At 72.7% G+C, this 25,748-nt stretch carries 25 protein-coding genes; 13 read left to right on the plus strand and 12 right to left on the minus strand.

Going from position 1 to position 25,748, the window contains the following annotated elements; translation table 11 throughout:
* Window positions 1–73: 73 nt before the first annotated feature.
* From IE170_RS16605 to IE170_RS16620, 4 genes are all read right to left on the minus strand, one after another.
* Window positions 74–301: a hypothetical protein gene (locus tag IE170_RS16605; protein WP_189810177.1), complete on the minus strand. Its 228-nt coding sequence runs from the start codon at window positions 299–301 to the stop codon at window positions 74–76.
* Window positions 302–414: 113 nt separating this feature from the next.
* Window positions 415–1,035, minus strand: coding sequence for a GNAT family N-acetyltransferase (locus IE170_RS16610; protein ID WP_189810178.1), 621 nt, complete (start codon window positions 1,033–1,035; stop codon window positions 415–417).
* A 118-nt stretch (window positions 1,036–1,153) separates the two neighbouring features.
* Window positions 1,154–2,218: a family 2 encapsulin nanocompartment cargo protein polyprenyl transferase gene (locus IE170_RS16615; protein ID WP_189810179.1), complete on the minus strand. Its 1,065-nt coding sequence runs from the start codon at window positions 2,216–2,218 to the stop codon at window positions 1,154–1,156.
* Between the two features lie 36 nt (window positions 2,219–2,254).
* Window positions 2,255–3,661, minus strand: coding sequence for a family 2B encapsulin nanocompartment shell protein (locus IE170_RS16620; protein WP_189810180.1), 1,407 nt, complete (start codon window positions 3,659–3,661; stop codon window positions 2,255–2,257).
* Between the two features lie 188 nt (window positions 3,662–3,849).
* Here IE170_RS16620 and IE170_RS16625 point away from each other — a divergent pair, with 188 nt between their 5' ends.
* The 4 genes from IE170_RS16625 (at window position 3,850) to IE170_RS16640 (ending at window position 7,403) form a co-directional block, all read left to right on the plus strand.
* Window positions 3,850–4,329, plus strand: a complete 480-nt coding sequence (locus IE170_RS16625) for an RrF2 family transcriptional regulator (RefSeq protein ID WP_189810181.1) — start codon at window positions 3,850–3,852, stop codon at window positions 4,327–4,329.
* Window positions 4,330–4,443: 114 nt separating this feature from the next.
* Complete coding sequence (locus IE170_RS16630; RefSeq protein WP_189810182.1) at window positions 4,444–5,640, plus strand: globin domain-containing protein; 1,197 nt, start codon at window positions 4,444–4,446, stop codon at window positions 5,638–5,640.
* 169 nt (window positions 5,641–5,809) lie between these two features.
* On the plus strand, window positions 5,810–6,400 hold the full coding sequence (locus IE170_RS16635) for a peptidoglycan recognition protein family protein (RefSeq protein WP_189810183.1): 591 nt from the start codon (window positions 5,810–5,812) through the stop codon (window positions 6,398–6,400).
* A 94-nt stretch (window positions 6,401–6,494) separates the two neighbouring features.
* Window positions 6,495–7,403, plus strand: a complete 909-nt coding sequence (locus IE170_RS16640; RefSeq protein WP_189810184.1) for a 1-aminocyclopropane-1-carboxylate deaminase/D-cysteine desulfhydrase — start codon at window positions 6,495–6,497, stop codon at window positions 7,401–7,403.
* Window positions 7,404–7,434: 31 nt separating this feature from the next.
* On the opposite strand, the gene IE170_RS16645 is transcribed toward IE170_RS16640, so the two are convergent.
* Window positions 7,435–9,015 carry a Na+/H+ antiporter gene (locus tag IE170_RS16645; RefSeq protein ID WP_189810185.1) on the minus strand — a complete coding sequence of 527 codons (1,581 nt, stop codon included), beginning with the start codon at window positions 9,013–9,015 and terminating at the stop codon, window positions 7,435–7,437.
* Between the two features lie 78 nt (window positions 9,016–9,093).
* Between IE170_RS16645 and IE170_RS16650 the strand changes: the two genes are divergently transcribed.
* The 3 genes from IE170_RS16650 (at window position 9,094) to IE170_RS16660 (ending at window position 11,061) form a co-directional block, all read left to right on the plus strand.
* A complete protein-coding gene (locus tag IE170_RS16650) occupies window positions 9,094–9,354 on the plus strand; it encodes a UBP-type zinc finger domain-containing protein (protein WP_189810186.1) in 261 nt (86 codons plus the stop codon).
* 205 nt (window positions 9,355–9,559) lie between these two features.
* The gene (locus IE170_RS16655) at window positions 9,560–9,973 is read left to right on the plus strand and encodes an ATP-binding protein (RefSeq protein WP_189810187.1); all 414 of its coding nucleotides are present in this window, start codon (window positions 9,560–9,562) and stop codon (window positions 9,971–9,973) included.
* Window positions 9,970–11,061: an RNA polymerase sigma factor SigF gene (locus tag IE170_RS16660; RefSeq protein WP_189810188.1), complete on the plus strand. Its 1,092-nt coding sequence runs from the start codon at window positions 9,970–9,972 to the stop codon at window positions 11,059–11,061. The genes IE170_RS16655 and IE170_RS16660 overlap by 4 nt, the downstream gene beginning before the upstream one ends.
* 58 nt (window positions 11,062–11,119) lie before the next feature.
* Here IE170_RS16660 and IE170_RS16665 read toward each other — a convergent pair whose 3' ends face one another.
* Window positions 11,120–11,554 carry a hypothetical protein gene (locus IE170_RS16665; protein ID WP_189810189.1) on the minus strand — a complete coding sequence of 145 codons (435 nt, stop codon included), beginning with the start codon at window positions 11,552–11,554 and terminating at the stop codon, window positions 11,120–11,122.
* Between the two features lie 84 nt (window positions 11,555–11,638).
* Here IE170_RS16665 and IE170_RS16670 point away from each other — a divergent pair, with 84 nt between their 5' ends.
* Together IE170_RS16670 and IE170_RS16675 are read left to right on the plus strand one after the other, a co-directional pair.
* Window positions 11,639–12,604 (plus strand): diacylglycerol/lipid kinase family protein, encoded by a 966-nt coding sequence (locus IE170_RS16670; protein ID WP_189810190.1) that lies wholly within the window; start codon window positions 11,639–11,641, stop codon window positions 12,602–12,604.
* Window positions 12,605–12,926: 322 nt separating this feature from the next.
* Window positions 12,927–13,184, plus strand: coding sequence for a WhiB family transcriptional regulator (locus IE170_RS16675; RefSeq protein ID WP_003953983.1), 258 nt, complete (start codon window positions 12,927–12,929; stop codon window positions 13,182–13,184).
* Window positions 13,185–13,387: 203 nt separating this feature from the next.
* Here IE170_RS16675 and IE170_RS16680 read toward each other — a convergent pair whose 3' ends face one another.
* Window positions 13,388–14,857 (minus strand): sensor histidine kinase, encoded by a 1,470-nt coding sequence (locus IE170_RS16680; protein WP_189810328.1) that lies wholly within the window; start codon window positions 14,855–14,857, stop codon window positions 13,388–13,390.
* Window positions 14,858–15,472: 615 nt separating this feature from the next.
* Here IE170_RS16680 and nagB point away from each other — a divergent pair.
* Complete coding sequence (nagB, locus tag IE170_RS16685) at window positions 15,473–16,258, plus strand: glucosamine-6-phosphate deaminase (RefSeq protein ID WP_189810191.1); 786 nt, start codon at window positions 15,473–15,475, stop codon at window positions 16,256–16,258.
* 158 nt (window positions 16,259–16,416) lie between these two features.
* On the opposite strand, the gene IE170_RS16690 is transcribed toward nagB, so the two are convergent.
* The 4 genes from IE170_RS16690 to IE170_RS16705 all read right to left on the minus strand — a co-directional run bounded on the left by IE170_RS16690 (window position 16,417) and on the right by IE170_RS16705 (window position 21,352).
* Window positions 16,417–17,931 (minus strand): glycoside hydrolase family 3 protein, encoded by a 1,515-nt coding sequence (locus IE170_RS16690; RefSeq protein ID WP_189810192.1) that lies wholly within the window; start codon window positions 17,929–17,931, stop codon window positions 16,417–16,419.
* A 5-nt stretch (window positions 17,932–17,936) separates the two neighbouring features.
* The gene (locus IE170_RS16695; RefSeq protein WP_373299006.1) at window positions 17,937–18,773 is read right to left on the minus strand and encodes a carbohydrate ABC transporter permease; all 837 of its coding nucleotides are present in this window, start codon (window positions 18,771–18,773) and stop codon (window positions 17,937–17,939) included.
* A gap of 50 nt (window positions 18,774–18,823) precedes the next feature.
* Window positions 18,824–19,852: a carbohydrate ABC transporter permease gene (locus tag IE170_RS16700; protein ID WP_189810193.1), complete on the minus strand. Its 1,029-nt coding sequence runs from the start codon at window positions 19,850–19,852 to the stop codon at window positions 18,824–18,826.
* 216 nt (window positions 19,853–20,068) lie between these two features.
* Window positions 20,069–21,352 carry an extracellular solute-binding protein gene (locus IE170_RS16705; RefSeq protein WP_189810194.1) on the minus strand — a complete coding sequence of 428 codons (1,284 nt, stop codon included), beginning with the start codon at window positions 21,350–21,352 and terminating at the stop codon, window positions 20,069–20,071.
* A 292-nt stretch (window positions 21,353–21,644) separates the two neighbouring features.
* On the opposite strand from IE170_RS16705, the gene IE170_RS16710 reads away from it, so the two are divergent.
* The 3 genes from IE170_RS16710 to IE170_RS16720 all read left to right on the plus strand — a co-directional run bounded on the left by IE170_RS16710 (window position 21,645) and on the right by IE170_RS16720 (window position 24,951).
* Complete coding sequence (locus tag IE170_RS16710) at window positions 21,645–22,409, plus strand: GntR family transcriptional regulator (protein WP_125541265.1); 765 nt, start codon at window positions 21,645–21,647, stop codon at window positions 22,407–22,409.
* A 191-nt stretch (window positions 22,410–22,600) separates the two neighbouring features.
* Window positions 22,601–24,754 carry a carbon starvation CstA family protein gene (locus IE170_RS16715; RefSeq protein WP_189810195.1) on the plus strand — a complete coding sequence of 718 codons (2,154 nt, stop codon included), beginning with the start codon at window positions 22,601–22,603 and terminating at the stop codon, window positions 24,752–24,754.
* Complete coding sequence (locus tag IE170_RS16720; protein WP_189810196.1) at window positions 24,751–24,951, plus strand: YbdD/YjiX family protein; 201 nt, start codon at window positions 24,751–24,753, stop codon at window positions 24,949–24,951. Before IE170_RS16715 ends, IE170_RS16720 begins: the two co-directional genes overlap by 4 nt.
* A gap of 58 nt (window positions 24,952–25,009) precedes the next feature.
* On the opposite strand, the gene IE170_RS16725 is transcribed toward IE170_RS16720, so the two are convergent.
* Entirely contained in the window at window positions 25,010–25,594 is a 585-nt protein-coding gene (locus IE170_RS16725; RefSeq protein WP_189810330.1) for a Uma2 family endonuclease, read from the minus strand.
* Window positions 25,595–25,748 lie beyond the last annotated feature (154 nt).

A 25,748-nucleotide genomic window follows, 5' to 3' on the forward strand; every position in this document is an offset into this window, starting at 1 on the left:
CCTTCCGGGGGCGGGGCCCCTCGCGCTCCGGGCCGGCCGCACGGCGCCGCGGACCCGCGGGGTTCGGCCGGGGTCAGGGGGCCGGGCCCTCCTCGGCGGCGTACTCCGGGCAGCCCGGGTTGCGGCAGGGACCCGGCATCCATTCGGGGACGAAGACCCCCAGGGCCTTGCGGCGCCTCAGGACCGTGTCGACGGGGCGCCCGCAGGCCGGGCAGTGGTGCTGCTCGTGCTCGGACTGCGGTGCGACCACCGGGGGCGCGGGCGGGGGGCGCCGGTGGGAGTGTCGGTGTTCGGCGGCCATACCTCCACGGTAGGCCGGTTCCGTCCGTTCGGCCGGTTCCGGGGCGCGCGCGTGCCCGCCGGGCGACGGCTCAGGCGTACGGGGCGGCGCCCCACCCGGCCGTCCCCGCCGGGTCAGGCCTCCGGCCCGGCCACCGGCTGGGGCTTTCGCCACATCGGCCACATCGGCGGTCCGTCCGGCAGCTGCACGGCCTCGCCGGTGAACTCCCAGCCGAGCCGCTCGTACAGCCGCCGGCTCCGCTCGCTGCTCGCCTCCAGGTACGCGGGCACGCCCTCCCGGTCGCACCGCTCCAGCACCGGCCGCATCAGGGCGGTCCCCAGCCCCTCGCCCTGCCGGCCCGGGGCCACCGCGATCATCAGCAGGTACTCGTGCTCCTCGGACGTCGGGTGAACGGCGCCGGTGAGCCGGCCGACCAGCTCGCACCGCTCGTTGTCCGGGTCGGCGACGGCGCGCATCAGGGCCGGTACGTCGTCCTCCGGGCCGCCCTCCGCGGGGGCGCCCGCGGGGACGCGCAGCCACAGTGCGGCGGCGGACCCGTCGGCCGCGTAGTCGATCCGCCCCTCGGCGAGGGCGACGTCCACGAAGACGCCGAGGAACTTCCCGTGGACGGCGGCCCGGTGCGCGGCGTCGGGAAAGACCCAGCAGCTCACCGGGTCGTCGCGGAAGGCCTCGTCGAGCAGCCGCGCCACCGCGTCGCGGTCCGTCCCGTCCGCCTGCCGTATCTCCAGAACCACTGGGCACACCCTTCAGCCGCGTGTCAACAACCGCCAGCGATCCTAGAGTTGGGCCACCACGGCGGAAAGCCCTGTTCCGGCACCATGCAGTGCCGGAACAGGGCTTGCGCTCACGCGTTCAGCGGGTACGGCGCGTGACGAACTCCGCCAGCGCCAGCAGCCCTCCCGCCGCCCCCAGGTCGGGCACGGCCCGGGACAGCTGCTGCACGGCCCGGCCCATCCGGTCCGCGGCATGGGCCTGCGCCCAGTCCCGCCCGCCGGCCCGCTCCACCGCGTCGGCTGCGCGGCGTACGTCCTCCCCCTCCATCGGGCCCGCGTACAGGGCGGCGAGCTCCTCGCCCGCCGCGGTGCCCGAGGTGAGGGCGGCCACGACGGGCAGGGACTTCTTGCGGGCGAGCAGGTCGGCACCGGCCGGCTTGCCGGTGTGCCCGGGATCGCCCCAGATGCCGATCAGGTCGTCGATCAGCTGGAAGGCCAGGCCGGCCTCGCGGCCGAAGGCGTCCATCGCGTCGACCTCGTCCTCCCCGGCGCCCGCGTACAGGGCGCCGAGTGCGCAGGAGCAGCCGAGCAGGGCCCCGGTCTTGGCCGTCGCCATGACCAGGCACTCCTCCAGCGGGACCTGCGGCCGCTGCTCGAAGGCGCAGTCGGCCTGCTGCCCGGCGCACAGCTCGACGATGCAGGCCGAGAGGCGGGCGGAGGCCGCCGCCGAGGCGGGGTGCGGGTCCTCCGCGAGCAGCCGCAGGGCGAGCGCCATCATGGCGTCGCCGGTGATGATCGCGTCCGGGGTCCCGAACACCGTCCAGGCCGTCGGCCGGCCGCGGCGCGTGGCGTCCCGGTCGATGACGTCGTCGTGCAGCAGCGTGAAGTTGTGGGCCAGCTCGACGGCGACCGCCGCCCGGGCCGCCGCATCGGCCGCGGCTGCCGCGGCCGCGCCGTCCGGACCGGCGAGAGCGCCCGCGGCGGCGAGCACCAGGGCCGGCCGGATGGCCTTGCCCGCGCCCCCCGCCGCCGCGGTGCCGTCCGCGGCCTCCCAGCCGAAGTGGTACATCGCCACGCGCCGCATCGGGCCGGGCAGGCTCCCGACCGCGCGGCGCAGCAGCGGATCGACCGCTTCCCTCGCCCGCTCCAGCAGGGCCGCGGCCTCCTGCCCCTCGCCGGCCGCGACCGCCTCAGTGGCGCCCATGGGTGCCCCCTCCCCCGGTGCTCGCCGCCACGCCGCTCAGGCGCGGCGGGCGATCTCGACGTTCTCCAGGACTCCCAGCGCGTCCGGTACGAGCACCGCCGCGGAGAAGTAGGCCGTGACGAGGTACGAGATGATCGCCTGCTCGCTGATGCCCATGAACCGCACGGACGTGCTCGGCTCGATCTCGTCCGGGATGCCCGTCTGGTGCAGGCCGATGACGCCGGACTCCTCCTCGCCGGTGCGCATGCACAGGATGGACGTGGTGCGGGCGTCGCTGATCGGGATCTTGTTGCAGGGGAAGATCGGCACGCCGCGCCAGGTCATCACGCGGGTCCCCTCCACGTCCACGGTGTCCGGGTACAGGCCGCGCCTGTTGCACTCGCGGCCGAAGGCGGCGATGGCCTCCGGGTGGGCGAGGAACAGCCGGGAGCCGCGCCGCATGCTGAGCAGCCGGTCCATGTCGTCGGGGGTGGGTGCGCCCTCGTACGGCTGGATGCGCTGGTCGTACTCGGCGTTGTGGAGCAGCCCGAACTCCGGGTTGTTGACCAGCTCGTGCTCCTGGCGCTCGCGCAGCGCCTCGACCGTCAGCCGCAGCTGCTGCTCGGTCTGGTTCATCGGCTGGTTGTAGAGGTCGGCGACGCGGGTGTGCACCCGCAGGACGGTCTGCGCGAGGGAGAGCTCGTATTCGCGGGGGCTGGGCTCGTAGTCGACGAACGTGCCGGGCAGGGTGGGCTCGCCGCGGTGGCCGGCGGAGAGGTCGATGGCGGCCTCGCCGTGGTCGTTGGCGGGTCGGGCGGGTGCGGAGCGTACGGCGTCCAGGTGCGCGCGGAGCGAGTCGGCGCGGTCGGCGAGCATCCGGAAGTCCTGGGCGGAGAGGACGAGCGCGGTCCCGGAGGTGACGGCGCGGGCGGTGTACTCCCAGATCGCGTCGTCGTCGACGAGGCAGTCGTCGCCGAAGTAGGCGCCGTCGGCGACGGTCCGCAGGACCGCGTCCTCGCCGTACGGACCGGGGCCGACCTGCTCGACGCGGCCGTGGGCGAGCAGGAAGACCCGGTCGGCGGCGCTGCCGAAGGAGGTCAGCTCCTGCCCGGCCTCGAAGTCGACCTGGCGGCACCGCTGGGCGAGCTCGGCCAGGACCTCCTCGTCCCCGTACGTGCGCAGCAGCGGGAGCTCGCCGAGCTCGGCGGGGATGACCTCGACCCGGGAGCCGGTCTTGACGAACTCCACGCGCCCGTCGCCCACCGCGTAGCTGAGGCGGCGGTTGACCCGGTAGGTGCCGCCCTGCACGGACACCCAGGGGAGCGTCTTCAGGAGCCACCGGGAGGTGATCTCCTGCATCTGCGGCACGGACTTGGTCGTGGTCGCCAAGTTCCGCGCGGCCGATGGGGCAAGACTCCGCTGGGGAGTCGCGGCCACGGTTTCGGAACCCGCCTGCACCGACATGTGCTTCCTTTCGATCACTCCGGGGAACTGCGGCAGAAGCCTTTCAGCACGCACGGTGGTGGGACCATTACACAAAAGGGTGGGACTACTCCGTCGGAGTGGTGGGCACCCTGTGGGGTTCGCCCCTTGCCCCCGCGGGGGTGGTGTGAAATTTGCATGACGCATGCCAGTTTTCCTAGGGTGCGGGCATGCGCCTGACCCGATTCACGGACCTGGCCCTGCGCGTCCTTATGCGCCTGGCCGTCGCCGAGGGGGACCTGCCCACCACGCGCGACGTCGCGGCGGTGATGGGAGTCCCGTACACCCACACCGCCAAGGTCGTCGCACGGCTGCGCCACCTCGGGCTGGTCGAGGCGCGCCGCGGGCGCGGCGGCGGCCTGGCGCTGACCGCGGCCGGCCGGGCCGCCTCGGTGGGCGGCGTGGTCCGCGAACTGGAAGGCGCCGGCGACGTCGTGGACTGCGACGGCGAGACCCCCTGCCCGCTGCGCGGCGCATGCGTCCTGCGGGGCGCCCTGCGCCGGGCGCAGGAGGCGTTCTTCGCCGCCCTGGACCCGCTCACGGTGGAGGAGATGGTCGCGGCGCCGACCGGTCCGCTGCTGCTCGGCATCTCGGGCGGCGCCGGGTCGCCGGGCGTCGGACGGCCGGCCGGGCGGGCCGAAGGTCCCTGATCCGCGGGCCGGACGGCCGGTTCGCACCGGCGCGCACGCCGTAAAACTTGCATCCGAGATACCCATTAGCCGCAACCGAACGAAGCGCACACCGCACGAACGCGAGGAGTACCGATGCTGTCCGAGAAGTCGGCCGAGACCGTCCGCACCACCCTGCCCGCCGTGGGAGCGGCCGTCGGCGACATCGCGGAGCTCTTCTACACGAAGCTCTTCGCCGCCCACCCCGAGCTGCTGCGCGACCTGTTCAACCGCGGCAACCAGGCCGCGGGCGTGCAGAAGCGGGCCCTCGCCGGCTCCATAGCCGCCTTCGCGAGCCACCTCCTCGCCCACCCGGGCACCCGCCCGGACGCGATGCTGGGCCGCATCGCGCACAAGCACGCCTCGCTCGGCGTCACCCGCGAGCAGTACCCGGTCGTCCACCAGCACCTCTTCGAGGCCATCGCCGAGATCCTCGGCGACGCCGTCACCCCCGAGGTGGCCGAGGCCTGGGACGAGGTGTACTGGCTGATGGCGAACGCCCTCATCGCCATCGAGGAGCGGCTGTACGCGGAGCAGCAGGTCGTCGCCGGCGACGTCTGGCGGCCCTGGCGGGTCACCGCCCGCGTCGAGGAGACCGCCGACTGCACCACCTTCCACCTCGCCCCCGCCGACGGCTCCCCGGTCCCCGCCGCCAAGCCCGGCCAGTACGTCTCCGTGCAGGTGGAACTCCCCGACGGCGCCCGCCAGATCCGCCAGTACAGCCTGACCGGCGCCCCCGGCTCGCCGACCCGCTCGATCACCGTCAAGCGGATCCGCGGCGCGGCCGCCGCCGGCCCCGACGGCGAGGTCTCCCACCACCTCCACGACCGGGTCAGGGCCGGCGACGTCCTGCGCGTCTCGCCCCCGTACGGCGACCTCGTCCTGCAGGACTCCGACGCGCCCGTGCTGCTCGCGTCGGCCGGGATCGGCTGCACCCCGATGCTGTCGATGCTGGAGCACCTCGCGGAGAGCGGCCGCACGGCCCCCGTCACCGTCCTGCACGCCGACCGCTCCCCCGCCGACCACGCGCTGCGCTCCGACCACCGCGCCCTCACCCTCAAGCTGAGCGACGCCACGGCCCGCTTCTGGTACGAGGCCGGCGCCGAACCCGGCGACGCCGAGGGCCGGATGGACCTCGCGGACGTCGAGGTCGCCCCGGGGACGACCGCGTACCTGTGCGGGCCGCTGCCCTTCATGCGGGCCGTACGGGAGCAGCTCCTGGCCAAGGGCGTGCCGGCATCCGGCATCCACTACGAGGTCTTCGGCCCCGACATGTGGCTCGCCTCCGCGTAACCGGACGCGGCGCGTGGGGCGTGCGGGCCGCCCGGGACGGGACCGCCCTGTCCGAATCGGCTCGCACGCCGTACGAACGCCCTAGCCACGCAAGGACCCCCTCCCCTACACCGTATGCAACGGGGTCGCCACGCAAGGTGACCGCAATGCACCGCAAAGGAGGCGGTCCATGGCCGCACCCATGTCCGCGGACCGGTTCATCGACGCACTGCGCAACGAGGGCCTGACCGTCGTCGAGGTCGGCGCCTGGCGCACCCACAACCGCAACCACAAGGGCCCGTGGGGCCCCGTGCACGGGGTGATGATCCACCACACCGTCACGCGCGGCACGGCGTACACCGTGCAGCTGTGCCGCGACGGCCACGAGGCCCTGCCCGGGCCGCTCTGCCACGGCGTGATCACCAAGGACGGCCGCGTCCACCTCGTCGGCTACGGCCGCGCCAACCACGCCGGCTCCGGCGACCGGGACGTCCTCGCGGCGGTGATCGCCGAGAGGCGGCTGCCGCCGGACAACGAGCGCGACACCGACGGCAACCGCCATTTCTACGGTTTCGAATGCGAGAACCTCGGCGACGGCCGGGACCCCTGGCCGACCGTCCAGCTCGACGCGATGGCCCGCGCCGCGGCGGCGGTCTGCCGCGTCCACGGCTGGACGGAGCGCTCGGTGATCGGCCACCTGGAATGGCAGCCGGGCAAACCGGACCCCCGCGGCTTCACGATGGACTCCTTCCGCACCCGCGTGGGCGAACGCCTGAAGTGACCCGGCCCGGGGCGGCCCCGCCACGCACCACGGGCGGCCCGCCGGCCCGGCCCCGGCGGGCCGCGGCGGGGCGGGCGGGTCGCACAATGGCGGGGTGAGCCGGTTCCTGGAGTCCGATGTGCTGCTGCGGGAGCGGCCGCCGTCCCCCGTCGCGGAGGTGCGGGAGCCGCGGTTCGAGCGGTGCGGTGTGCGGCTGCTGCTCAAGCGGGACGACCTCGTCCATCCCGAGCTGCCCGGGAACAAGTGGCGCAAGCTCGCGCCGAACCTGCGGGCCGCCGTGGCGGGCGGGCACCGGGAGCTGGTGACCTTCGGCGGGGCCTACTCCAACCACCTGCGGGCCACCGCCGCCGCCGGGCGGCTGCTGGGGCTCGGCACCGTCGGCGTCGTCCGCGGCGACGAGCTCGCCGGGCGGCCCCTCAACGACTCCCTCGCCCGCTGCGCTGCCGACGGGATGCGGCTGCACTTCGTGTCCCGGTCCGACTACCGGCGCAAGGCCGAGCCGGCGGTGCTCGCCCGGCTGCTGGAGGCCGCCGGGGCGGCCTCCGCGTACGCCGTGCCCGAGGGCGGCAGCAACGCCCTGGCCCTCGAAGGCTGCGCCGCGCTGGGCCGGGAGCTGCGGGGCGTGTCCGAGGCCGTCGCCGTCGCGTGCGGGACCGGCGGGACCCTCGCCGGGCTGGCGGCCGGGCTGGGCCCGGGGCAGCGGGCCATCGGGGTTCCGGTCCTCGCCGGCGGGTTCCTGGGAGGGGAGGTGCGTTCCCTCCAGCAGCAGGCCTTCGGCGGCCCCGCCGGGGACTGGAGCCTCGCCGAGGGCTTCGACCACGGCGGCTACGCGCGCGTGCCCGCCGCGCTGGAGGCGTTCGCCGCCGGTTTCGAGGACCGGCACGGCGTCCCCGTCGAGCGGATCTACGTGGCCAAGCTGCTGTGGGCCCTGGCCGAGCTGGCGGAGCGCGGGGAGTTCCCGCGGGGCAGCGCCGTCACGGCCGTCGTCACCGGCCGGCCCTGAGCGCACAGGCCGCCGGGCGCGCCGCCGGGCGTCAGCCCGCCTCCTCGCGGTAGGCGGCCGCCTCCTCCAGGTCCAGGCGGCGCAGCAGGCCGCGCAGCATCTCGTCGTCGATGCGCCGTTCGTCCCGCAGCGCGACGAACACCTCCCGCTCGGCGGCGATCATCTCCCGTGCGAGCCGCCGGTAGACGTCGTCGGCGGACTCCCCGGTCAGCGCGTTCACCTCGCCGAGCCGCTCCCACACCGCGTTGCGGCGCCGCTCCAGCACCGTGCGCAGCCGCTCCGCGAGCGGCGGCGGCAGCGCGTTCCGCGGTTCGGCGAGCAGTTCGGCGAGCCGCTCCTCCGCCGCCCGCGAGGCCTCGCTCTGTGCCTGCGCCTCCGCCAGCGTCTGCGCCTTGGCGTCGGGGGCCGGCAGCCGCAGCAGCCGGATCAGCGGCGGCAGCGTCAGGCCCTGCACGACCAGCGTCCCGATGACCGTCGTGAAGGTGAGGAACAGGATGAGGCTGCGGTGCGGCACGTCCATCGGCACGGAGAAGGCGATCGCCAGCGACACCACCCCGCGCATGCCGGCCCAGCCCACCACGACGGCCCCCTTCCAGGTGGTGTCCGGCTCCCTCGCCCGGATCCGCGCCGACAGCCGCAGCGGAAGGAACGTCGCCGGGAACACCCACACGAACCGGGAGACGACCACGGCGGCGAACACCGCCGACGCGTACCAGGCCACGGCCGCGCCCTCGTACTCCCCGAGGCCTTCCAGGACCACCGGCAGCTGGAGGCCGATCAGCGCGAAGACCACGGACTCCAGGACGAAGGCGACGACCTTCCACACCGCCTCCTCCTGGAGCCGCGTCGCGAAGTCCACCTGCCAGTTCCGGTGCCCCAGGTACAGGGCCACGACGACGACGGCGAGCACGCCCGAGGCGTGCACCCGCTCCGCGGCCGCGTACGCCACGAACGGGATGAGCAGCGCCAGGGTGTTCTTCAGCAGCGGGTCCCGCAGCCGCGTCCGCAGGTGGTGGATCGGCACCATCAGCAGCAGGCCGACGCCGACCCCGCCGACCGACGCCAGCAGGAACTCCGCGATCCCGCCCGCCCAGCCGGCGCTCGCGCCGACGGCCGCCGCGAGCGCCACCCGGTACGCGGTGATGGCGGTGGCGTCGTTGACCAGGGATTCCCCCTGGAGGATGGTCGTGATCCGGTGCGGCAGGCCGAGCCGCCGGGCGATCGCGGTCGCCGCGACCGCGTCGGGCGGAGCGACGACCGCCCCCAGCACCAGCGCCACCGGCAGCGGCAGCCCCGGCACGAGCAGGTACGCCGCGTACCCGACCGCCAGGGTCGCGAAGAGCACGTAGCCGACGGACAGCAGCGCGACGGGCCGCACGTTCGCCCGCAGGTCCAGGTACGAGCTGTCCACGGCGGCCGTGTGCAGCAGCGGGGGCAGCAGCAGCGGGAGCACGACGTGCGGGTCCAGCTCGTACGCGGGCACCCCGGGCACGTACGAGGCGGCCAGTCCGGCGGCGACGAGCAGCAGCGGGGCCGGCACGGGCGTCCGGCGGGCCGCGCCGGCCACCGCCGCGCTGCACGCCACCAGGGCCACCAGCGGCAATACCTCCATCGGCAGTTCCACCTCGCTCGTCGCGGCCGCGGCCGCCGTCCGCTCCCGCGGCGGCCGCTCGTCAGTACGCTGGCCATCATGAGCGAGTGCACCCACGTTCCCGGACTGCCGCGCCCCGAGCCCGCCCCGGCCGCGCCGACGTGCCCCGAGTGCGCGGCGCTGGGCAGCCACCCGGTGCAGCTGCGGATGTGCCTGGCCTGCGGGTACGTCGCCTGCTGCGACTCCTCGCCGCACCGGCACGCCTCGGCCCACTACCGGGCCACCGGCCATCCGGTGATGCGGAGCTTCGAACCGGGCGAGACGTGGCGGTGGTGTTTCGTGGACGGTTCGATCGTCTGAGCAGGGGGTAGGTCAACCCTCCGCCGGCTCCCCCGATTTGGGCCCGCAGACCCCTAGCCACTGTGCGTACCCGTGGGCATACCATCAGTCACCGCACGTAGGCGCGGGTGTCGCGTACGGGTGTGATGAGGGGTGCCGCGACACGATCGACCGGATCGCGGTAGCGTCACCGGCGAACAGAGCTCGTACCACCTTGGAGGTGAGGGTGTCCCAGATCGCAGGCGAGCCCGGGACCCAGGACTTCGTGGAAGTCCGGCTGCCCGCTGCGGGTGCCTACCTGTCGGTGCTCCGAACGGCCACGGCCGGCCTCGCGGCACGTTTGGACTTCACCCTCGACGAGATCGAGGACCTCCGCATCGCGGTGGACGAGGCCTGCGCGATCCTGCTCCAGCAGGCCGTGCCCGGCTCCGTCCTCAGTTGCGTGTTCCGGCTGGTCGACGACTCGCTGGAGGTGACCGTGGCGGCGCCGACGACCGACGGCCGGGCGCCCGAGCGCGACACGTTCGCGTGGACCGTCCTGTCGGCGCTCGCCGGCAAGGTCGAGTCCGCGGTCGAGGAGGACAAGACGGTGAGCATCAGCCTCTACAAACAGCGCGGCGCGGGTCCAGGGCCGGCGTGAGCGGCGGGGAGATCCCGGTGCGGGGCGGGGATCGGCCCCGGGTACGGCACGAGGTCGACGGCGGCATCCCGGAACAGCAGCACGCCCGGCCGCACCCGGCTGACGCGGATGCGGACCACGGCTTTTTGGACTCGGCGGAGCGACGGGCGGGCCCCATGAGCGAGAACCAGCACCAAGAACCACAGGCGGCGCGGCCACCCGCGGCCCGGGAGCCGGACCTCGGCCCGGAGCCCGCGGCCTTCCCCGGCGCGTACGACGACGAGGAGGAGGCCGCGGCGGGCGCGGTCGCGGAACTCCCGGTGACCCCGGTGAGCCCGCCGCCCCTGCCCGATCCGCGCGACCGCAGCGGCGCCCGCGCCCTGTTCGTCGAGCTGCGGGCGCTGCCCGACGGCTCGCCGGAGAAGGCAGAGCTGCGCAACCGGCTCGTCCGGATGCACCTGCCGCTGGTGGAGCACCTGGCCCGGCGGTTCCGCAACCGCGGGGAGCCGCTGGACGACCTCACCCAGGTCGCCACGATCGGCCTGATCAAGTCGGTGGACCGGTTCGACCCGGACCGCGGGGTGGAGTTCTCCACGTACGCGACGCCGACCGTGGTCGGGGAGATCAAGCGGCACTTCCGGGACAAGGGCTGGGCGGTCCGGGTGCCGCGCCGCCTCCAGGAGCTGCGGCTGTCGCTGACGACGGCCACGGCCGAGCTGTCACAGCAGCACGGCCGCTCCCCCACCGTCCACGAGCTTGCCGAGCGGCTCGGGATCTCGGAGGAGGAGGTGCTGGAGGGGCTGGAATCGGCCAATGCCTACAGCACGCTGTCGCTGGACGTCCCCGACACCGACGACGAGTCGCCGGCGGTGGCGGACACCCTGGGCGCGGAGGACGAGGCGCTGGAGGGCGTCGAGTACCGCGAATCGCTCAAGCCGCTGCTGGAGGGGCTGCCGCCGCGGGAGAAGCGGATCCTGCTGCTGCGGTTCTTCGGCAACATGACCCAGTCGCAGATCGCGCAGGAGGTCGGCATCTCCCAGATGCACGTCTCCCGCCTCCTGGCCCGCACGCTGGCCCAGCTGCGGGAGAAGCTGCTGGTCGAGGAGTAGACGGGCGGGCCGGCAGGACCGGCCTGCCCCGTACGCCCGCCCGCTCTGCCCCGCGGCGCTACCGCTGCGGGGCTTCGCCGATGCCGAGCGCCTCGGTGGCGGTCGGGTTCACCAGCAGGACGACGACCGCTACGGCGGCCGCGGCGAGCGCCGCCGCGGCGGCGGTCATCGCGCCGCCCGTGGAGTAGAGGGTCCAGGCGACGGGCAGCGCCATCAGCTGGGTGATCAGCGCGGGCCCGCGGCTCCAGCGGCGGCCCAGGCGCAGCCCCCGGGCGGCGGCCAGCGGCAGCGCCGCCAGGGCGATCATGGTGAGCCCGCCGGTCTCCGCCTGCTGCGCGGAGTCGACGTCCCCGGCGACGCCGACGACGAGCAGGTAGATGCCGAGCCCGGCGAGCGCCAGGCCTTCGAGCGCGGTGAGCGCGGCGGCGGCGGTGAGCCGGCCGGGCAGCGGGGCGGCGGGCCGGTCGGTGGCGGGGGTGGGCTTGGTACTCACCCCAGCAGGGTAGCCGCGCGCCCGGCCGGCGGCAGGGGACGGGCAGTATGGGCCGCCTGTGGACGGGTCGGTAGGCTGGCGTCCATGCGTGCACTCCTCGTGGCCAACCCAGCAGCGACGACCACCAGTGCGCGCACGCGCGACGTCCTGATCCACGCCCTGGCCAGCGAGATGAAGCTGGAGGCGGTGACGACGGAGTACCGGGGGCACGCCCGGGACCTCGGGCGGCGGGCCGCGGAGAACGGCGTCGACCTGGTGGTGGCCCTCGGCGGCGACGGCACCGTCAACGAGGTCGTCAACGGGATCCTCCACGACGGGCCCGACCCGGACTCCCTGCCCCGGCTGGCGGTGGTCCCCGGGGGGTCGACGAACGTGTTCGCCCGTGCGCTCGGGCTGCCGAACGACGCGGTCGAGGCGACGGGCGCCCTGCTGGACGCGCTGCGCGAGCGCCGCGAGCGGACGGTCGGCCTCGGCCACGCGGCCGGCGTCCCGGGCACGGAGGACGAGTCGGTTCCGGCGCGCTGGTTCACCTTCTGCGCGGGCTTCGGCTTCGACGCGGGCGTCGTGGGGCGGGTCGAACAGCAGCGCGAGCGCGGCAAGCGCTCGACGCACGCCCTCTACGTACGGCAGCTCCTGCGCCAGTTCTGGGAGGAGCCGAACCGCCGGCGCGGGACGGTGACGCTGGAGCGTCCGGGCGCGGATCCCGTGCACGGCCTGGTGCTGTCGATAGTCTGCAACACCTCCCCCTGGACGTACCTGGGGAACCGGCCCCTGTACGCCTCCCCGGAGGCGTCGTTCGACACCGCACTTGACGTACTGGCCCTCAGTCGTTTGTCAACTTCGGCCGTCGCGCGCTACGCCACCCAGCTCCTGACCTCGACTCCTGAGCGCGGCCCGCAGGGCAAGCACGCCGTGTCCCTGCACGATCTGACGGCCTTCACCTTGCATTCGAAGGTTCCCCTTCCGTTCCAGATGGACGGAGACCACCTCGGTTTGCGCACCAGCGTTCAGTTCACAGGCGTTCGCCGTGCACTGCGTGTGATTGTGTGAGTGGAAGGCCCCAAACTCCTTTCACTCGAACGTTTACGCGCCGGTCCACCCTCAAGATGTAGGGCTGTGACCTAGTAGACACCGATGAATCAAAAAAAACTTTCCGGAAGGGGTTGTATCCCCGTCCGAGGTTTGCGAATCTCTTCATGGCGATCGGGACGGCCCGCAAGATCCGGCACTCCGACAGACCGCCAGAACCCCTTCCACGAGTCTCCGGCCCACCTTTGAGCAAGCCGGGTGGTCGCCCTTCCCTCCGGGGGGATTCGTGAAAGCGTTCACATTCACAAGCAACCTGCCCGCAATACAAGGAGATGGAGCAGCCATGGACTGGCGTCACAACGCCGTTTGCCGCGAGGAAGACCCGGAACTCTTCTTCCCCATCGGCAACACCGGTCCTGCGCTGCTGCAGATCGAGGAAGCCAAGGCCGTCTGCCGCCGCTGCCCCGTCATGGAGCAGTGCCTGCAGTGGGCGCTCGAGTCCGGCCAGGACTCCGGTGTCTGGGGCGGCCTCAGCGAGGACGAGCGCCGCGCCATGAAGCGCCGCGCCGCTCGCAACCGGGCGCGCAACGCCAGCGCCTGACATCGACTTTCGAGCCTCGAGCTGCGGCGCGCAGCACCACCGACAGCGCTCAGCACCGTGCTCTCAGCCCCGGAACGGGACCTCCGCCAGCCACCGCTGGACGGTCCCGGCCGGGGCTCAGTGCTGCCCGGGGGCTACGTAGCGTGAACACGGCCCGCAGGTCGCCGCCACCGTCCCGTCACACGGCGTGACGGGGCTGCGCGTCACTTCTGGGGGCTGACGGGCACGTCGAGGACGACCTTGGTGCCGCGCGGCTCGGCCCGGACCATGTCGAAGGAGCCGCCGAGCTCGCCCTCCACCAGCGTCCGGACGATCTGCAGGCCGAGGTTGCCGGCGCTCTTCGGGTCGAAGCCCTCCGGCAGCCCGGAGCCGTCGTCCAGCACCGTGATCAGCAGCCGCCCGTCCGCCCGCCCGGTGCCGCTGCGCGCCGCGGTCACCTCCACGGTGCCGCCCTCCCCCTGGGTGAAGGCGTGCTCCAGCGCGTTCTGCAGGATCTCGGTCAGCACCATCGACAGCGGGGTGGCGACCTCCGCGTCCAGGATCCCGAACCGCCCCACGCGCCGGCAGTCCACCTTGCCCGGCGAGATCTCCGCCACCATCGCGATCACCCGGTCGGCGATCTCGTCGAACTCCACGCGCTCGTCCAGGTTCTGTGAGAGCGTCTCGTGCACGATCGCGATCGAACCGACGCGCCGCACCGCCTCGTTGAGGGCTTCGCGGCCGCTCTCCGAATCCATCCGGCGGGCCTGCAGCCGCAGGAGCGCGGCCACCGTCTGGAGGTTGTTCTTCACCCGGTGGTGGATCTCCCGGATGGTCGCGTCCTTGGTGATCAGTTCGCGTTCGCGACGGCGCAGTTCGGTGACGTCGCGGCAGAGGACGAGGGAGCCGATCCTGGTGCCCTTGGGCTTGAGCGGGATCGCGCGGAGCTGGATCACCCCGCCGCTGCCCTCGACCTCGGTCTCGCGGGGGGCCCAGCCGCTGGCGAGCTTCGCGAGCGCCTCGTCCACCGGGCCGCGGGAGGGCGCCAGTTCGGCGGTGGTCGTGCCGAGGTGCTGGCCGACCAGGTCGGAGGCGAGTCCCAGCCGGTGGTACGCGGACAGCGCGTTGGGCGAGGCGTACGTGACGACCCCGTCGGCGTCGAGCCGCATCAGGCCGTCCCCGACCCGCGGCGAGGCGTCCATGTCGACCTGCTGGCCGGGGAACGGGAAGGTGCCCGCCGCGATCATCTGCGCCAGGTCCGAGGCGGACTGCAGGTAGGTCAGCTCCAGCCGGCTCGGTGTACGGACCGTGAGCAGGTTGGTGTTGCGGGCGATCACTCCGAGTACGCGGCCCTCGCGGCGCACCGGGATCGACTCGACGCGGACAGGGACCTCCTCGCGCCACTCCGGATCGCCCTCGCGCACGATGCGGCCCTCGTCGAGGGCCGCGTCGAGGAGGGGCCTGCGGCCGCGCGGGACCAGATGGCCGACCATGTCGTCCTGGTAGGAGGTCGGGCCGGTGTTCGGGCGCATCTGCGCGACCGAGACGTACCGGGTGCCGTCCAGGGTGGGCACCCACAGCACCAGGTCGGCGAAGGAGAGGTCGGAGAGCAGCTGCCACTCCGAGACCAGGAGGTGCAGCCATTCCAGGTCGGTCTCGCCGAGCGCGGTGTGGTGGCGTACGAGGTCGTTCATGGAGGGCACGTGGCGAGCGTACCCCGGGCTCGGGCCATGACTTTCCCCACGGCGACTACCGGGGAGTATCCAGGAGGGGCGTACTCCGCGTAGTGTTGGAGGAAGTGACGGGTTTCCGAACCCCGACATTGGATGGACAGAACAGAATGGTCTAGTCCACAATTGACGTAAGCTTCCGCCCTCCCCGCACAGGAGGACGGATCGAGGTGGGCCGCGCGCTCTGCCCTGACCGCGCAGGCAGCCTCCCAACCGGCCTTCGGGAACCGCACACCCGTCGGCCGTAAGTACTCCGGGCTACGGTGCCGGGCGGGTTGAGGGTCCCGCCCCGGCACCGTGGCCCAGAGGAATCCCAGGGCCTCTCCCCTTTTTCCGGCGCACGGCCCCCTTCTCCGCGTAGGGCATCCCCGTCCGCCGGCTCCCGGCGCACCCCCGTACCGCCGCGCCCGCACACCTGCCGTACCGCCGCCGCGCCTGCGCACCTCCCGCGCCCCTGCCCGCAGGCCGTGTCCGCGGATCGGGACGACCATGGAAGAAGGCCGGATTTCCCGGCCCGCGCCGTCCCGACTCTGTTAGATTGGTCTATACCACCCATCACTCCAGATCGGCAGGCCACGCGTGGAAGTTGTCATCGTCCCGGACGCCAAGGCAGGCGGCGAGCTCATCGCGGAGTCCATGGCCGCCCTGCTCCGCCGCAAGCCCGACGCCCTGCTGGGCGTGGCGACCGGCTCCACCCCGCTGCCCGTGTACGAGGCCCTCGCGCGCAAGGTGAAGGCCGGCGAGGTGGACGCCTCCCGGGCCCGCGTCTGCCAGCTCGACGAGTACGTCGGCCTGCCCGCCGGGCACCCCGAGTCCTACCGCGCCACCGTGCTCCGCGAGGTCGTCGAGCCCCTCGGCCTGCCGGAGGCCTCCTTCATGGGCCCCGACGGCTCCGCAGAGGACCTCCCGGCCGCCTGCGAGGCGTACGACCGCGCCCTCGCCGAGGCCGGCGGCGTCGACCTCCAGCTGCTGGGCATCGGCACCGACGGGCACATCGGCTTCAACGAGCCGTGCTCCTCGCTCGCCTCGCGCACCCGCATCAAGACGCTGACCCGGCAGACCCGCGTCGACAACGCGCGCTTCTTCGACGGCGACCTGGAGCAGGTCCCGCACCACGTGATCACCCAGGGCATCGGCACCATCCTCGACGCCCGCCACCTGGTGCTGCTCGCCACCGGCGAGGGCAAGGCCGAGGCCGTCGCGCAGACCGTCGAGGGCCCGCTGTCCGCGCTGGTCCCGGCCTCCGCGCTGCAGCTGCACCGGCACGCGACGGTCGTCGTGGACGAGGCCGCCGCCTCCAAGCTGAAGCTCGCGGACTACTTCCGCCACACCTACGCGAACAAGCCCTCCTGGCAGGGCCTGTAAGCCCCGGCGGCGCCCCGCGCGAGGGGCGCCGCACCCGGCGGCAGCAGCGGCAGGCCGAAGGCCGGGCCCCCTCCACAGGGCCCGGCCTCCGGTGTCTTCGCCGCCGCCTCCCCGGGCCGCCGGCACCCCACGCGCCGACGGACCGGGAAGGGACGGTCTCAGCCGCCCGCGATGACCTCCGCGGCGGCCCGCCCGCACACGGGCGCAGCGCCGTGCGTGGCGATGTACAGCGCCCCTCGGGGCTCGGCCCGGGGCAGGCCCATCTCGACGACGACCGTGTCGGGGCGGACCGCGACGAGCCCGTCCAGCACCTCGGCCATCCACGCGTGGCGGTGGGCGTCGCGCACGACGGCGACGACCGTGCGGCCGCCGGCCGCGGCGAGGACGTCCTGCGCCGAGGCCCCTTCCGGGAAGACGCCCGATGCGGTGCCCGGGAGTACCTCGGCCAGCGCGCCGGCCAGGCCCCACGGCGTCTCGTCGCCCACCGCGATGTTCGCGACGGGCGCGAGGGTGGCCACGTACGGGGCCGTGAGGGGGGCGGGGGTGCCGGAGACGGTGACCGCGCGGCGGGCCGCCTCCAGGCCGATGCCGGGCGCGCCCCCCTGCGGCGCGCCCGGCACCGCGCCGGCCGCGGTCCGGGCCGAGGCCGTCCACCCGGCCAGGGCCCGGACCCGGGCCGCGGCGTCCGCGAGCCGCTCCTCGGACAGCGTCCCCTCGCGCACGGCCGCGACGAGGGCGTCGCGCAGCCGCAGCACGGTGCCCTCGTCGGCGAGCCCGCCGCCGACGCAGATCGCGTCCGCGCCGGCGGCGATGGCGAGGACGGAGCCGCGCTCGATGCCGTACGTCCCGGCGATGGCGTTCATCTCCATGCCGTCGGTGACGATGAGGCCCTCGTAGCCGAGCTCCTTGCGCAGCAGGCCGGTCAGGATCTGCGGGCTGAGCGTGGCCGGCCGGGTCGGGTCCAGGGCCGGTACGAGGATGTGGGCGCTCATCACGGCCTTGGTGCCGGCCTCGATGGCGGCCCGGAAGGGGACGAGCTCGCGGGCGGCGAGGGTGTCGAGGTCGGCGTCGATGCGCGGCAGCGCGTGGTGCGAGTCGACGTTGGTGTCGCCGTGGCCGGGGAAGTGCTTGGTGCAGGCGGCCACGCCGGTGGCCTGGAGGCCCTCCACGTAGGCGGCGGTGTGCCGGGCGGCGAGGGCGGTGTCGGCGCCGAAGGAGCGGACGCCGATGACCGGGTTGTCGGGGTTGGAGTTGACGTCCGCCGAGGGGGCCCAGTTGAAGTTGACGCCGCACTCGGCGAGGCGGCGGCCCAGCTCGCGGGCGACCTCTCGGGTCAGGGCGGTGTCGTCGACGGCGCCGAGGGCGAGGTTGCCGGGGAAGGAGGAGCCTCCGCGGACCTCCAGCCGGGTGACGTCGCCGCCCTCCTCGTCGATGGCGACGAGGACGTCCTCCCGCTCGGCGCGCAGCTGCGCGGTGAGCGCCGCGAGCTGGGCGGGGGAGGTGATGTTGCGGCCGAAGAGGCCGACGGAGACCAGGCCCTCGGAGAGGCGGCGCAGCAGCCAGGCGGGGGCGGTGGTGCCCTCGAAGCCGGGCTGGAGGACGGCGAGGGCGTCGCGGGCGAGGGCGTCGCCCTGGCCTCCGGGGGCCGCGGTGCCGTGCGCAAGGACGGTCATGGCGTTTATCCCTTCACGGCGCCGGCGGTCATGCCGCCGACGGCCTTGCGCTGGAGGAAGACGAAGATGACCAGGACGGGGACCGCGAAGAGCGAGGACGCGGCCATGGTGGCGCCCCAGTCGTTGCCGAAGGCGGTCTGGAACTGGGTCAGCCACAGCGGCAGGGTCTGCGCCGCCTTGTCCTTGTTGAGGATCAGGACCATGGCGAACTCGTTCCAGGCGGTGATGAAGCCGAAGAGCGAGGTGGACATCAGGCCCGGCGCGAGCAGCGGGAAGATCACCTTCCGGAAGGCCTGGCCCCGGGTGCAGCCGTCGATCTGGGCGGCCTCCTCCAGGGTCACCGGGACGGCGGCGATGAAGCCGCGCAGGGTCCAGATGGTGAAGGGCAGGACCATCACGAAGTAGATCGCGGTGAGCAGGCCGAGGCTGTTCAGCATCTCGGCGTCCCGGGCAATCATGTACATGGCGATGACCATGACCTCCCAGGGGGCCATCTGCGCCATCATCACGCCGAGGACGAGCCCCTTGCGGCCGGCGAAGCGCATGCGGGCGATGGCGAAGCTCGCGGCGAGCGCGACGAGCAGGGCCAGCAGTACGGCGCCGACGGTCACGAGCAGACTGTTCTGCACGTACGTCCAGAAGAACTCGACGCCGGTGGCCTTGGTGAAGTTGTCCAGCGTCGGGGTGAAGAAGAAGACGGGGTCCTTGGCGAGGATCTCCCCCGACGGCTTGAACGCCGAGGAGAACATCCAGTAGACGGGGAAGAGGAAGAGCGCCGCCAGGGCCAGGGCGCCCGCGTTCTTCACGACGGCCGCCGGGCGCAGGGGGCGCCGGGTGCGCAGGCGCGGGCGCTGCGGGGCGGCGGGGGCGGGCTTCGGCGCGGTGGTGGTGCTCACTGCTCCTCCTCCTGCTTCAGGATCAGGCGGAAGTAGAAGGACATGACGACCACGAGCATCACGATCGTCAGGACGGAGATGGCCGCGGCGAGCGCGTAGTGGCCCTGGCTCTGGCCCTCGACGAACGCGAAGACGGGCAGGGTCTCGGAGGCGCGGTCCGGGCCGCCGCGGTTCATCGCGTACACCTGGGTGAAGGCCTTGAAGACCCAGATGACCTCAAGGAACGTGGTGACGAGGAAGAACGGCTTGAGGTTGGGGAAGACGACCTGCCAGAAGGTCTGCCAGCCGTTCGCGCCGTCCATGCGGGCGGCCTCGTAGAGCTCGCCGCCGACCGTGGTGAGGCCGGCGTACATGTTGAGCGCGACGAAGGGGACCGAGCCCCAGACGACCAGGACCGTGATGATCACCAGGGTGGACAGGCCGGACTCGAACCAGTTGTGCTGCTCGTAGCCGGAGAAACCGAGCGTGCGCATCAGCCAGTTCATGACGCCGAACTGCTCGTCGAACAGCCACTGGAAGACGGTCACGGAGGCGACGATCGGCATGGCCCAGGCCATGACGAGGGCCATCGACAGCACGAGCCGCATCCACTTGCCGAGGCGGTTCAGCAGCAGCCCGATGAGGCTGCCGACCACCATGATCACGGCGACGTTGGCGGCGGTGAAGAGGAACGAGCGCAGGACGACGGTCCAGAACTGCGCGTCGCCGAGCAGCTGGGTGTAGTTCTCGACGCCGTGGAACGGTGCCTTGCGCTGGATGAACTCGATCTTGTCGACCTTCTGGAACGACAGGATCACGTTCTTGGCGAGCGGGTACAGGAGCAGGACGGCCATGCTGAGCACGGCCGGCGCGACCAGGAGGTACGGCAACCATCCCGAGGGGAGCGCCGCTCTGCGCCCGCGAGGAGCGGGGGCCGCCTCCGGGACGCCGGCGGGCCGCTGCGGCGGCTGCGGCGCCTTGGGCCCCCCGGGCTCGTGGGGTGCGTCCTGTGGAGCGGTCGCCGCTCCCTGGGAGTGCACGGTCATGTCTTGGTTTCCTCGCGGTTGACGGTGGCGACCGGCGGGCGGCCCGCCCGGTCGGCGGCGGGCGGGCGGGCGGCGCGCCTGCGTCCCTCCCTGCGACCCGGGGGCGCGGCGGGCGCCGCCGGGGCGCCCGCCGCACCCCCGGGTGCGTTCACTGCTGTGCTGCGCGGGCCGATCGGCCCGGGCGGGGTGTGGCGCCGCAGCAGGTGCTGCGGGACGTCACTTGTTGATGCGGTTCGCGATCTCCTTGTCGGCCTCCGCGCCCGCCTTGGCCGGGTCCTCGCCCTTCAGGACCTTCGTCATGAACTCCTTGAGCGGGTTCGGCTCGGTCTCGACGTTGGCCCAGCCCGGGGTGACCGGGGTGATGCGGCCGTTGACGCCGGCCTTGCCCATGGCCTCGGCGAAGGAGCCCGGGGCCGGGGTGAAGTTGGCGGCGGCCTGGTTCGGCAGCAGCGAGCCCTTGACCTCGGCGGCGTACTTGGTCATCTGGTCCTTGCCGGTGGCCAGCGCCAGCCACTCCTTGGCGAGCTCCTTGTTCTTGGAGCGCTCGGCGACGGCGAGGTTCGAGCCGCCGAGGAAGACGGTGCCGGGCTTGTCGGCGGTCTTGCCGGGGATCGGGAAGTAGCCGAAGTCGGCCTCCTTGCCCGCGTCCTTCAGCGCCTTCTCCGCACCGCCGGCCTCCCAGCCGAGGCCGATCCAGGACGCGACCCCGCCCTTGGGGACGACGTCGGTGGACTGCTGCGGGCTGGCCTCGTCCTTGTCCTTGGGGGCGGTGGAGTAGGACTGCAGCTTCTTGTAGAACTCCATCGCGGAGGCGGCCTGCGGGGTGCCGAGCCCGCCCTTCCACTTGCCGCCGTCCTTGACCGCGAGCTCGCCGCCCTCGTCCCAGACGAGGCCGGCGAGGACGTACCAGCTCTGGCCGGGGAGGTAGATCGGCTGCGTGTTCGGGTCCGCGGCCTTCAGCTTGTCCAGGCCGGCGATCCACTCGTCGCGGGTCTTCGGCGGGGTGACGCCGGCCTTCTCGAAGGCCTTCTTGTCGTAGACGACGACGCGGTTGGCGGCGTACCACGGGGCCGAGTACAGCTTGCCCTCGTACTCCGCGGACTCCAGCATGCTCTTCGGCCAGGCGTCGGCGCCGAGGCCGCCCTTGTCCTTGGTGAGGTCGGCGAGGCCGCCGGTGACGGCGTAGCCCGCGGTCTGGGTGTTGCCGAGCTCCAGCACGTCCGGCGGGGTGTTCTCGGAGAGGGCGGTGGTGACCTTCTCCTGGATGCCCTTCCACGCCTGGACCTCGACCTTGACCGTGACACCGGGGTGCTTGGCCGCGAACTCCTTGTTGACCTCGTCGATCCAGGCCTTGGGCGCGGAACCGTCCATCACCCAGACGGTGATCTCCTTGGCGCCGCCCGCGTCGGTCTTGCCCTTGTCGTCGCCACCGTTGCCACACGCGGCGACACCGGCCATCATGCCCGCGACACCGACCGCCGCGATGAGCTTGCGCTTCACGCCACCCTCCTCAGGGATGCTGCCTGCAACTTCCCTTGCCCGCCGCGGTGACATGCACCTATTACTGCCCGTTGGGCCGGGATCTGATCCATATTGGTGTAGACCAGTAACCGGAGCTTGGCCTAGACCTTTAGGGGTGTCAAGGGTCTAATGATCGGGGGCCCGGTCCCGTTACCGGACCGACACCTGGGGGAGGGAGGAGGCCTGCCCTCCCACCCGTGTCACGATGTGACCGCACATATCGGAGGAGCCGGTGACGGCAGTGAAACTGGAGTCGGGAAGGCGGGCGGCGATGGCCACCGAAGGGGCGACCACCGAGCCGGAGGGCGGGGCGGCCACTCGCACCGCGCGCGTGCCCAAGTACTACCGACTCAAGAGGCACTTGCTCGACATGACGGAAACGCTGCCCCCCGGCACGCCCGTCCCCCCGGAGCGCACGCTCGCCGCCGAGTTCGACACCTCCCGGACCACCGTCCGCCAGGCCCTCCAAGAGCTCGTCGTCGAGGGCCGGCTGGAGCGCATCCAGGGCAAGGGCACCTTCGTCGCCAAGCCCAAGGTCTCCCAGCCCCTGCAACTCTCCTCCTACACGGAGGACATGCGCGCCCAGGGCCTGGAGCCCACCTCCCAGCTCCTCGACATCGGCTACGTCACCGCCGACGACACCCTCGCCGGGCTGCTGAAGATCACCACGGGCGGGCGGGTGCTGCGCATCGAGCGGCTGCGCCTGGCCAGCGGCGAGCCCATGGCCATCGAGACGACCCACCTGTCCGCCAAGCGCTTCCCCGCCCTGCGCCGGTCGCTGGCCAAGTACAGCTCCCTCTACACCGCCCTCGCCGAGGTGTACGGCGTCCGGCTCGCCGAGGCCGAGGAGACCATCGAGACCTCGCTGGCCACCCCGCGCGAGGCCGGACTGCTCGGCACCGACGTCGGCCTGCCCATGCTGATGCTCTCCCGGCACTCCCTGGACGCCGACGGCGAGCCCGTGGAGTGGGTGCGCTCGGTCTACCGCGGAGATCGTTACAAGTTCGTCGCCCGACTCCAGCGCCCCGCCGTCTGATCCGTAGTTCACTCTCGTTTCGCCATGCGGACGGGGGCTTACGCACAGCGGGCGGCCCCCGTAGATTCCCTGCGCTCGCGCAGATGATCAACGAGGGGACGAGGATCATGCCGAAACCGGAAGCAAGAGGGACGCAACACCACGAGGCGGGTCCGGGCGCGAGCCCGGGCTCGCCTTCCGCGTCGGGCCGCATGACGCCGAAGTCGATCGCCGTGTGGGTGCTCGTGGCCCTCGTCGGGGCCGCCGGCTGGACCGTGCTGGCCCTCTCCCGCGGCGAGGAGGTCTCCGCCGCCTGGATGCTCGCCGCGGCGCTCGGCTCGTACGCGATCGGCTACCGCTTCTACGCGCGGTTCATCGCGCACCGCGTGCTCAAGGTCGACAAGACGCGGGCCACCCCCGCCGAACGCCTCGACAACGGCGTCGACTTCCACCCCACCGACCGCCGGGTGCTCTTCGGCCACCACTTCGCCGCCGTCGCCGGCGCCGGCCCCCTGGTCGGCCCCGTCCTCGCCGCACAGATGGGATACCTGCCCGGCACCATCTGGATCGTCGCCGGCGTCATCTTCGCGGGCGCCGTCCAGGACATGGTCACCCTGTTCTTCTCCACCCGGCGCGACGGGCGCTCGCTGGGGCAGATGGCCCGGGACGAGATCGGCCCCGTCGGCGGCGCCGCCGCCCTGGTCGCCGTGTTCGCCATCATGATCATCCTGCTGGCGGTGCTCGCGCTCGTCATCGTCAACGCCCTCGCCCACTCCCCCTGGGGCGTGTTCTCCATCGGCATGACCATCCCGATCGCCCTCTTCATGGGCTTCTACCTGCGCGTGCTGCGGCCCGGGCGGGTCACGGAGGTCTCCGTCATCGGCGTCGTCCTGCTGCTGCTCGCGATCGTCGCGGGCGGCTGGGTCGCCGAGTCCTCGCTGGCGTCGACCTTCACCCTGGAGAAGGAGACGCTGATCATCTGGATGGTCGCGTACGGCTTCGTCGCCTCCGTCCTGCCGGTGTGGATGCTGCTCGCGCCCCGCGACTACCTCTCCACCTTCATGAAGATCGGCACGATCGCGATGCTCGCCCTGGGCGTCGTCATCGCCATGCCGACCCTGCGGATGCCGTCCGTCACGGAGTTCGCCTCCCGCGGCGACGGGCCCGTCTTCGCCGGGTCGATGTTCCCGTTCGTCTTCATCACGATCGCCTGCGGCGCCCTGTCCGGCTTCCACGCCCTGGTCTCCTCCGGCACCACCCCGAAGATGATCCAGAAGGAGACCCAGGTCCGGGTCATCGGCTACGGCTCCATGCTGACCGAGTCCTTCGTGGCCGTCATGGCGATGATCTGCGCGACGATCATCGAGCCCGGGCTGTTCTTCGCGGTCAACTCCCCCGCCGGCGTCGTCGGCACCACCGTCCAGAGCGCCTCGCAGGCCGTCGCCGACTTCGGCTTCGCCGTCTCGCCCGAGTACCTCGCGCAGGCCGCGAAGGACGTCGAGGAGAGCAGCCTGCTGTCCCGCACCGGCGGCGCGCCGACGTTCGCACTCGGGATGTCGGAGATCTTCTCGGCCGTCGTCGGCGGCGCCGGCATGAAGGCGTTCTGGTACCACTTCGCCATCATGTTCGAGGCGTTGTTCATCCTGACCACGCTCGACGCGGGCACCCGCGTCGGCCGGTTCATGCTCCAGGACACCCTCGGCAACGTGCACAAGTCCTTCAAGGACGTCAGCTGGAAGCCCGGCGTCTGGCTGGCCAGCGCGCTCGTCGTCGGCGCCTGGGGATACTTCCTGTGGGTCGGCGTCAAGGACCCGCTGGGCGGCATTAACCAGCTCTTCCCGCTGTTCGGCATCGCGAACCAGCTGCTCGCCGCGGTGGCCCTGGCCGTCTGCACGACGCTGCTGGTGAAGTCCGGCCGGCTCAAATGGGCCTGGGTGACCGGCGTGCCGCTCGCCTGGGACGTGGCCGTCACCCTCACCGCCAGCTACCAGAAGATCTTCTCGGACGACGTGAAGGTCGGGTTCTTCGCCCAGCGCGACAAGTACCGGGAGGGCATCGAGGCCGGGCAGGTCCTGAAGCCCGCCAAGAACATGGACGAGATGCACACCATCGTCACCAACGCCACCGTCGACGGGGTGCTGTCGGCGCTGTTCGCGCTCCTGATCCTGGTCGTGCTCCTGGACGCGCTCCGGACCTGCGTCAAGGCCGTCCGCAACCCCGCGTCGGCGACGCTCTCGGAGGTCCCCTGGACCGAATCGAAGATCGTCGCACCGGCCGGGCTCATCGCGACGCGCGAGGAGCGGGCCGAACTCGCCGCGGCCGGCCTGGAATCCGGCGGCGGCCGCGTGAAGGAGCCGGTGGCATGAGCGGCGGCGTCCGCGGCGCCCTGGCGAAGGCGCGGTACTACGTACGGGAGTTCTCCGGCGAGGCGGCGTACGACCGGTACGTCGCCCACGCCCGCTCCCACGACCCGGACGCCGAGGTCATGACCCGCCGCGCCTTCGAACGCGCCCGCACCGACGCCCGCGAGTCGGACCCCCGGGGCGGCTTCCGCTGCTGCTGAGGGCTGCGGCTGTGGAGGGGCCCGCCGGTCATGGCGGGCCCCTTCGCTGTGCGCGACCTCAGCGCACCCAGTCCTTGAGCGGCTCGGTCGAGAAGGAGAAACCGACCGGGTCGGGCAGCTCGACGTCCTTGCCGAAGGGGACGGTGCGCACCGTCTCGTACAACTGCCCGTCGGGCTCGCTGTGGACACTCACCAGGCAGTTGTCCCGGTCGATCAGGACGAAGACGGGGATGCCCGTCTCCGCGTACGCGCGGGGCTTCTCCTTGCGGTCGCGCTCGTCCGTGTCGGAATCGTACGAAGTGACTTCGACGACCATCAGGACCGGGGCCGGATCGGCCCACTCCCCCTGACCCTCGAAAGCGCCATCCGGCGCCATCGAGGCGTCGGGGCGCGCGCGACCCGACCGGTACTGGTCGACCTTCAGTCCGCGTTCGACGTGAAGCCACTGCTCGGGCCGGTGCTGCATGCAGATGCGGGCGAGCCACACGATGATCCGGTCGTGATCCCCATCCGGCATCGCCTTGACCCCCAACTTCCCGCCGATCAACTCCAGACGCAACCCCTCGATCTCGCGGGCGGCTATCCGGGCGAGGGTCTCGAACTCTTCGGTCAGGATCTGGGGGCGGTCAGCCGTCACGGTCATGCCTCGCTCGCTTTCCTCGGCGGTGCTGCTTCCGACGATAGCCCCGGGCGTCCGTCCCCGTCCGGCACACTCGGCGAAGTCGATGCCCCTCACCTACCGACTGGAGCTGTGAGGCCACGCTCAGCGAAGGCGGACACAACATCTAGGGGGTCGC

Origin of the sequence: Streptomyces toxytricini (genome assembly GCF_014649915.1) — a bacterium.
GTDB classification, from domain to species: Bacteria; Actinomycetota; Actinomycetes; order Streptomycetales; family Streptomycetaceae; genus Streptomyces; species Streptomyces toxytricini.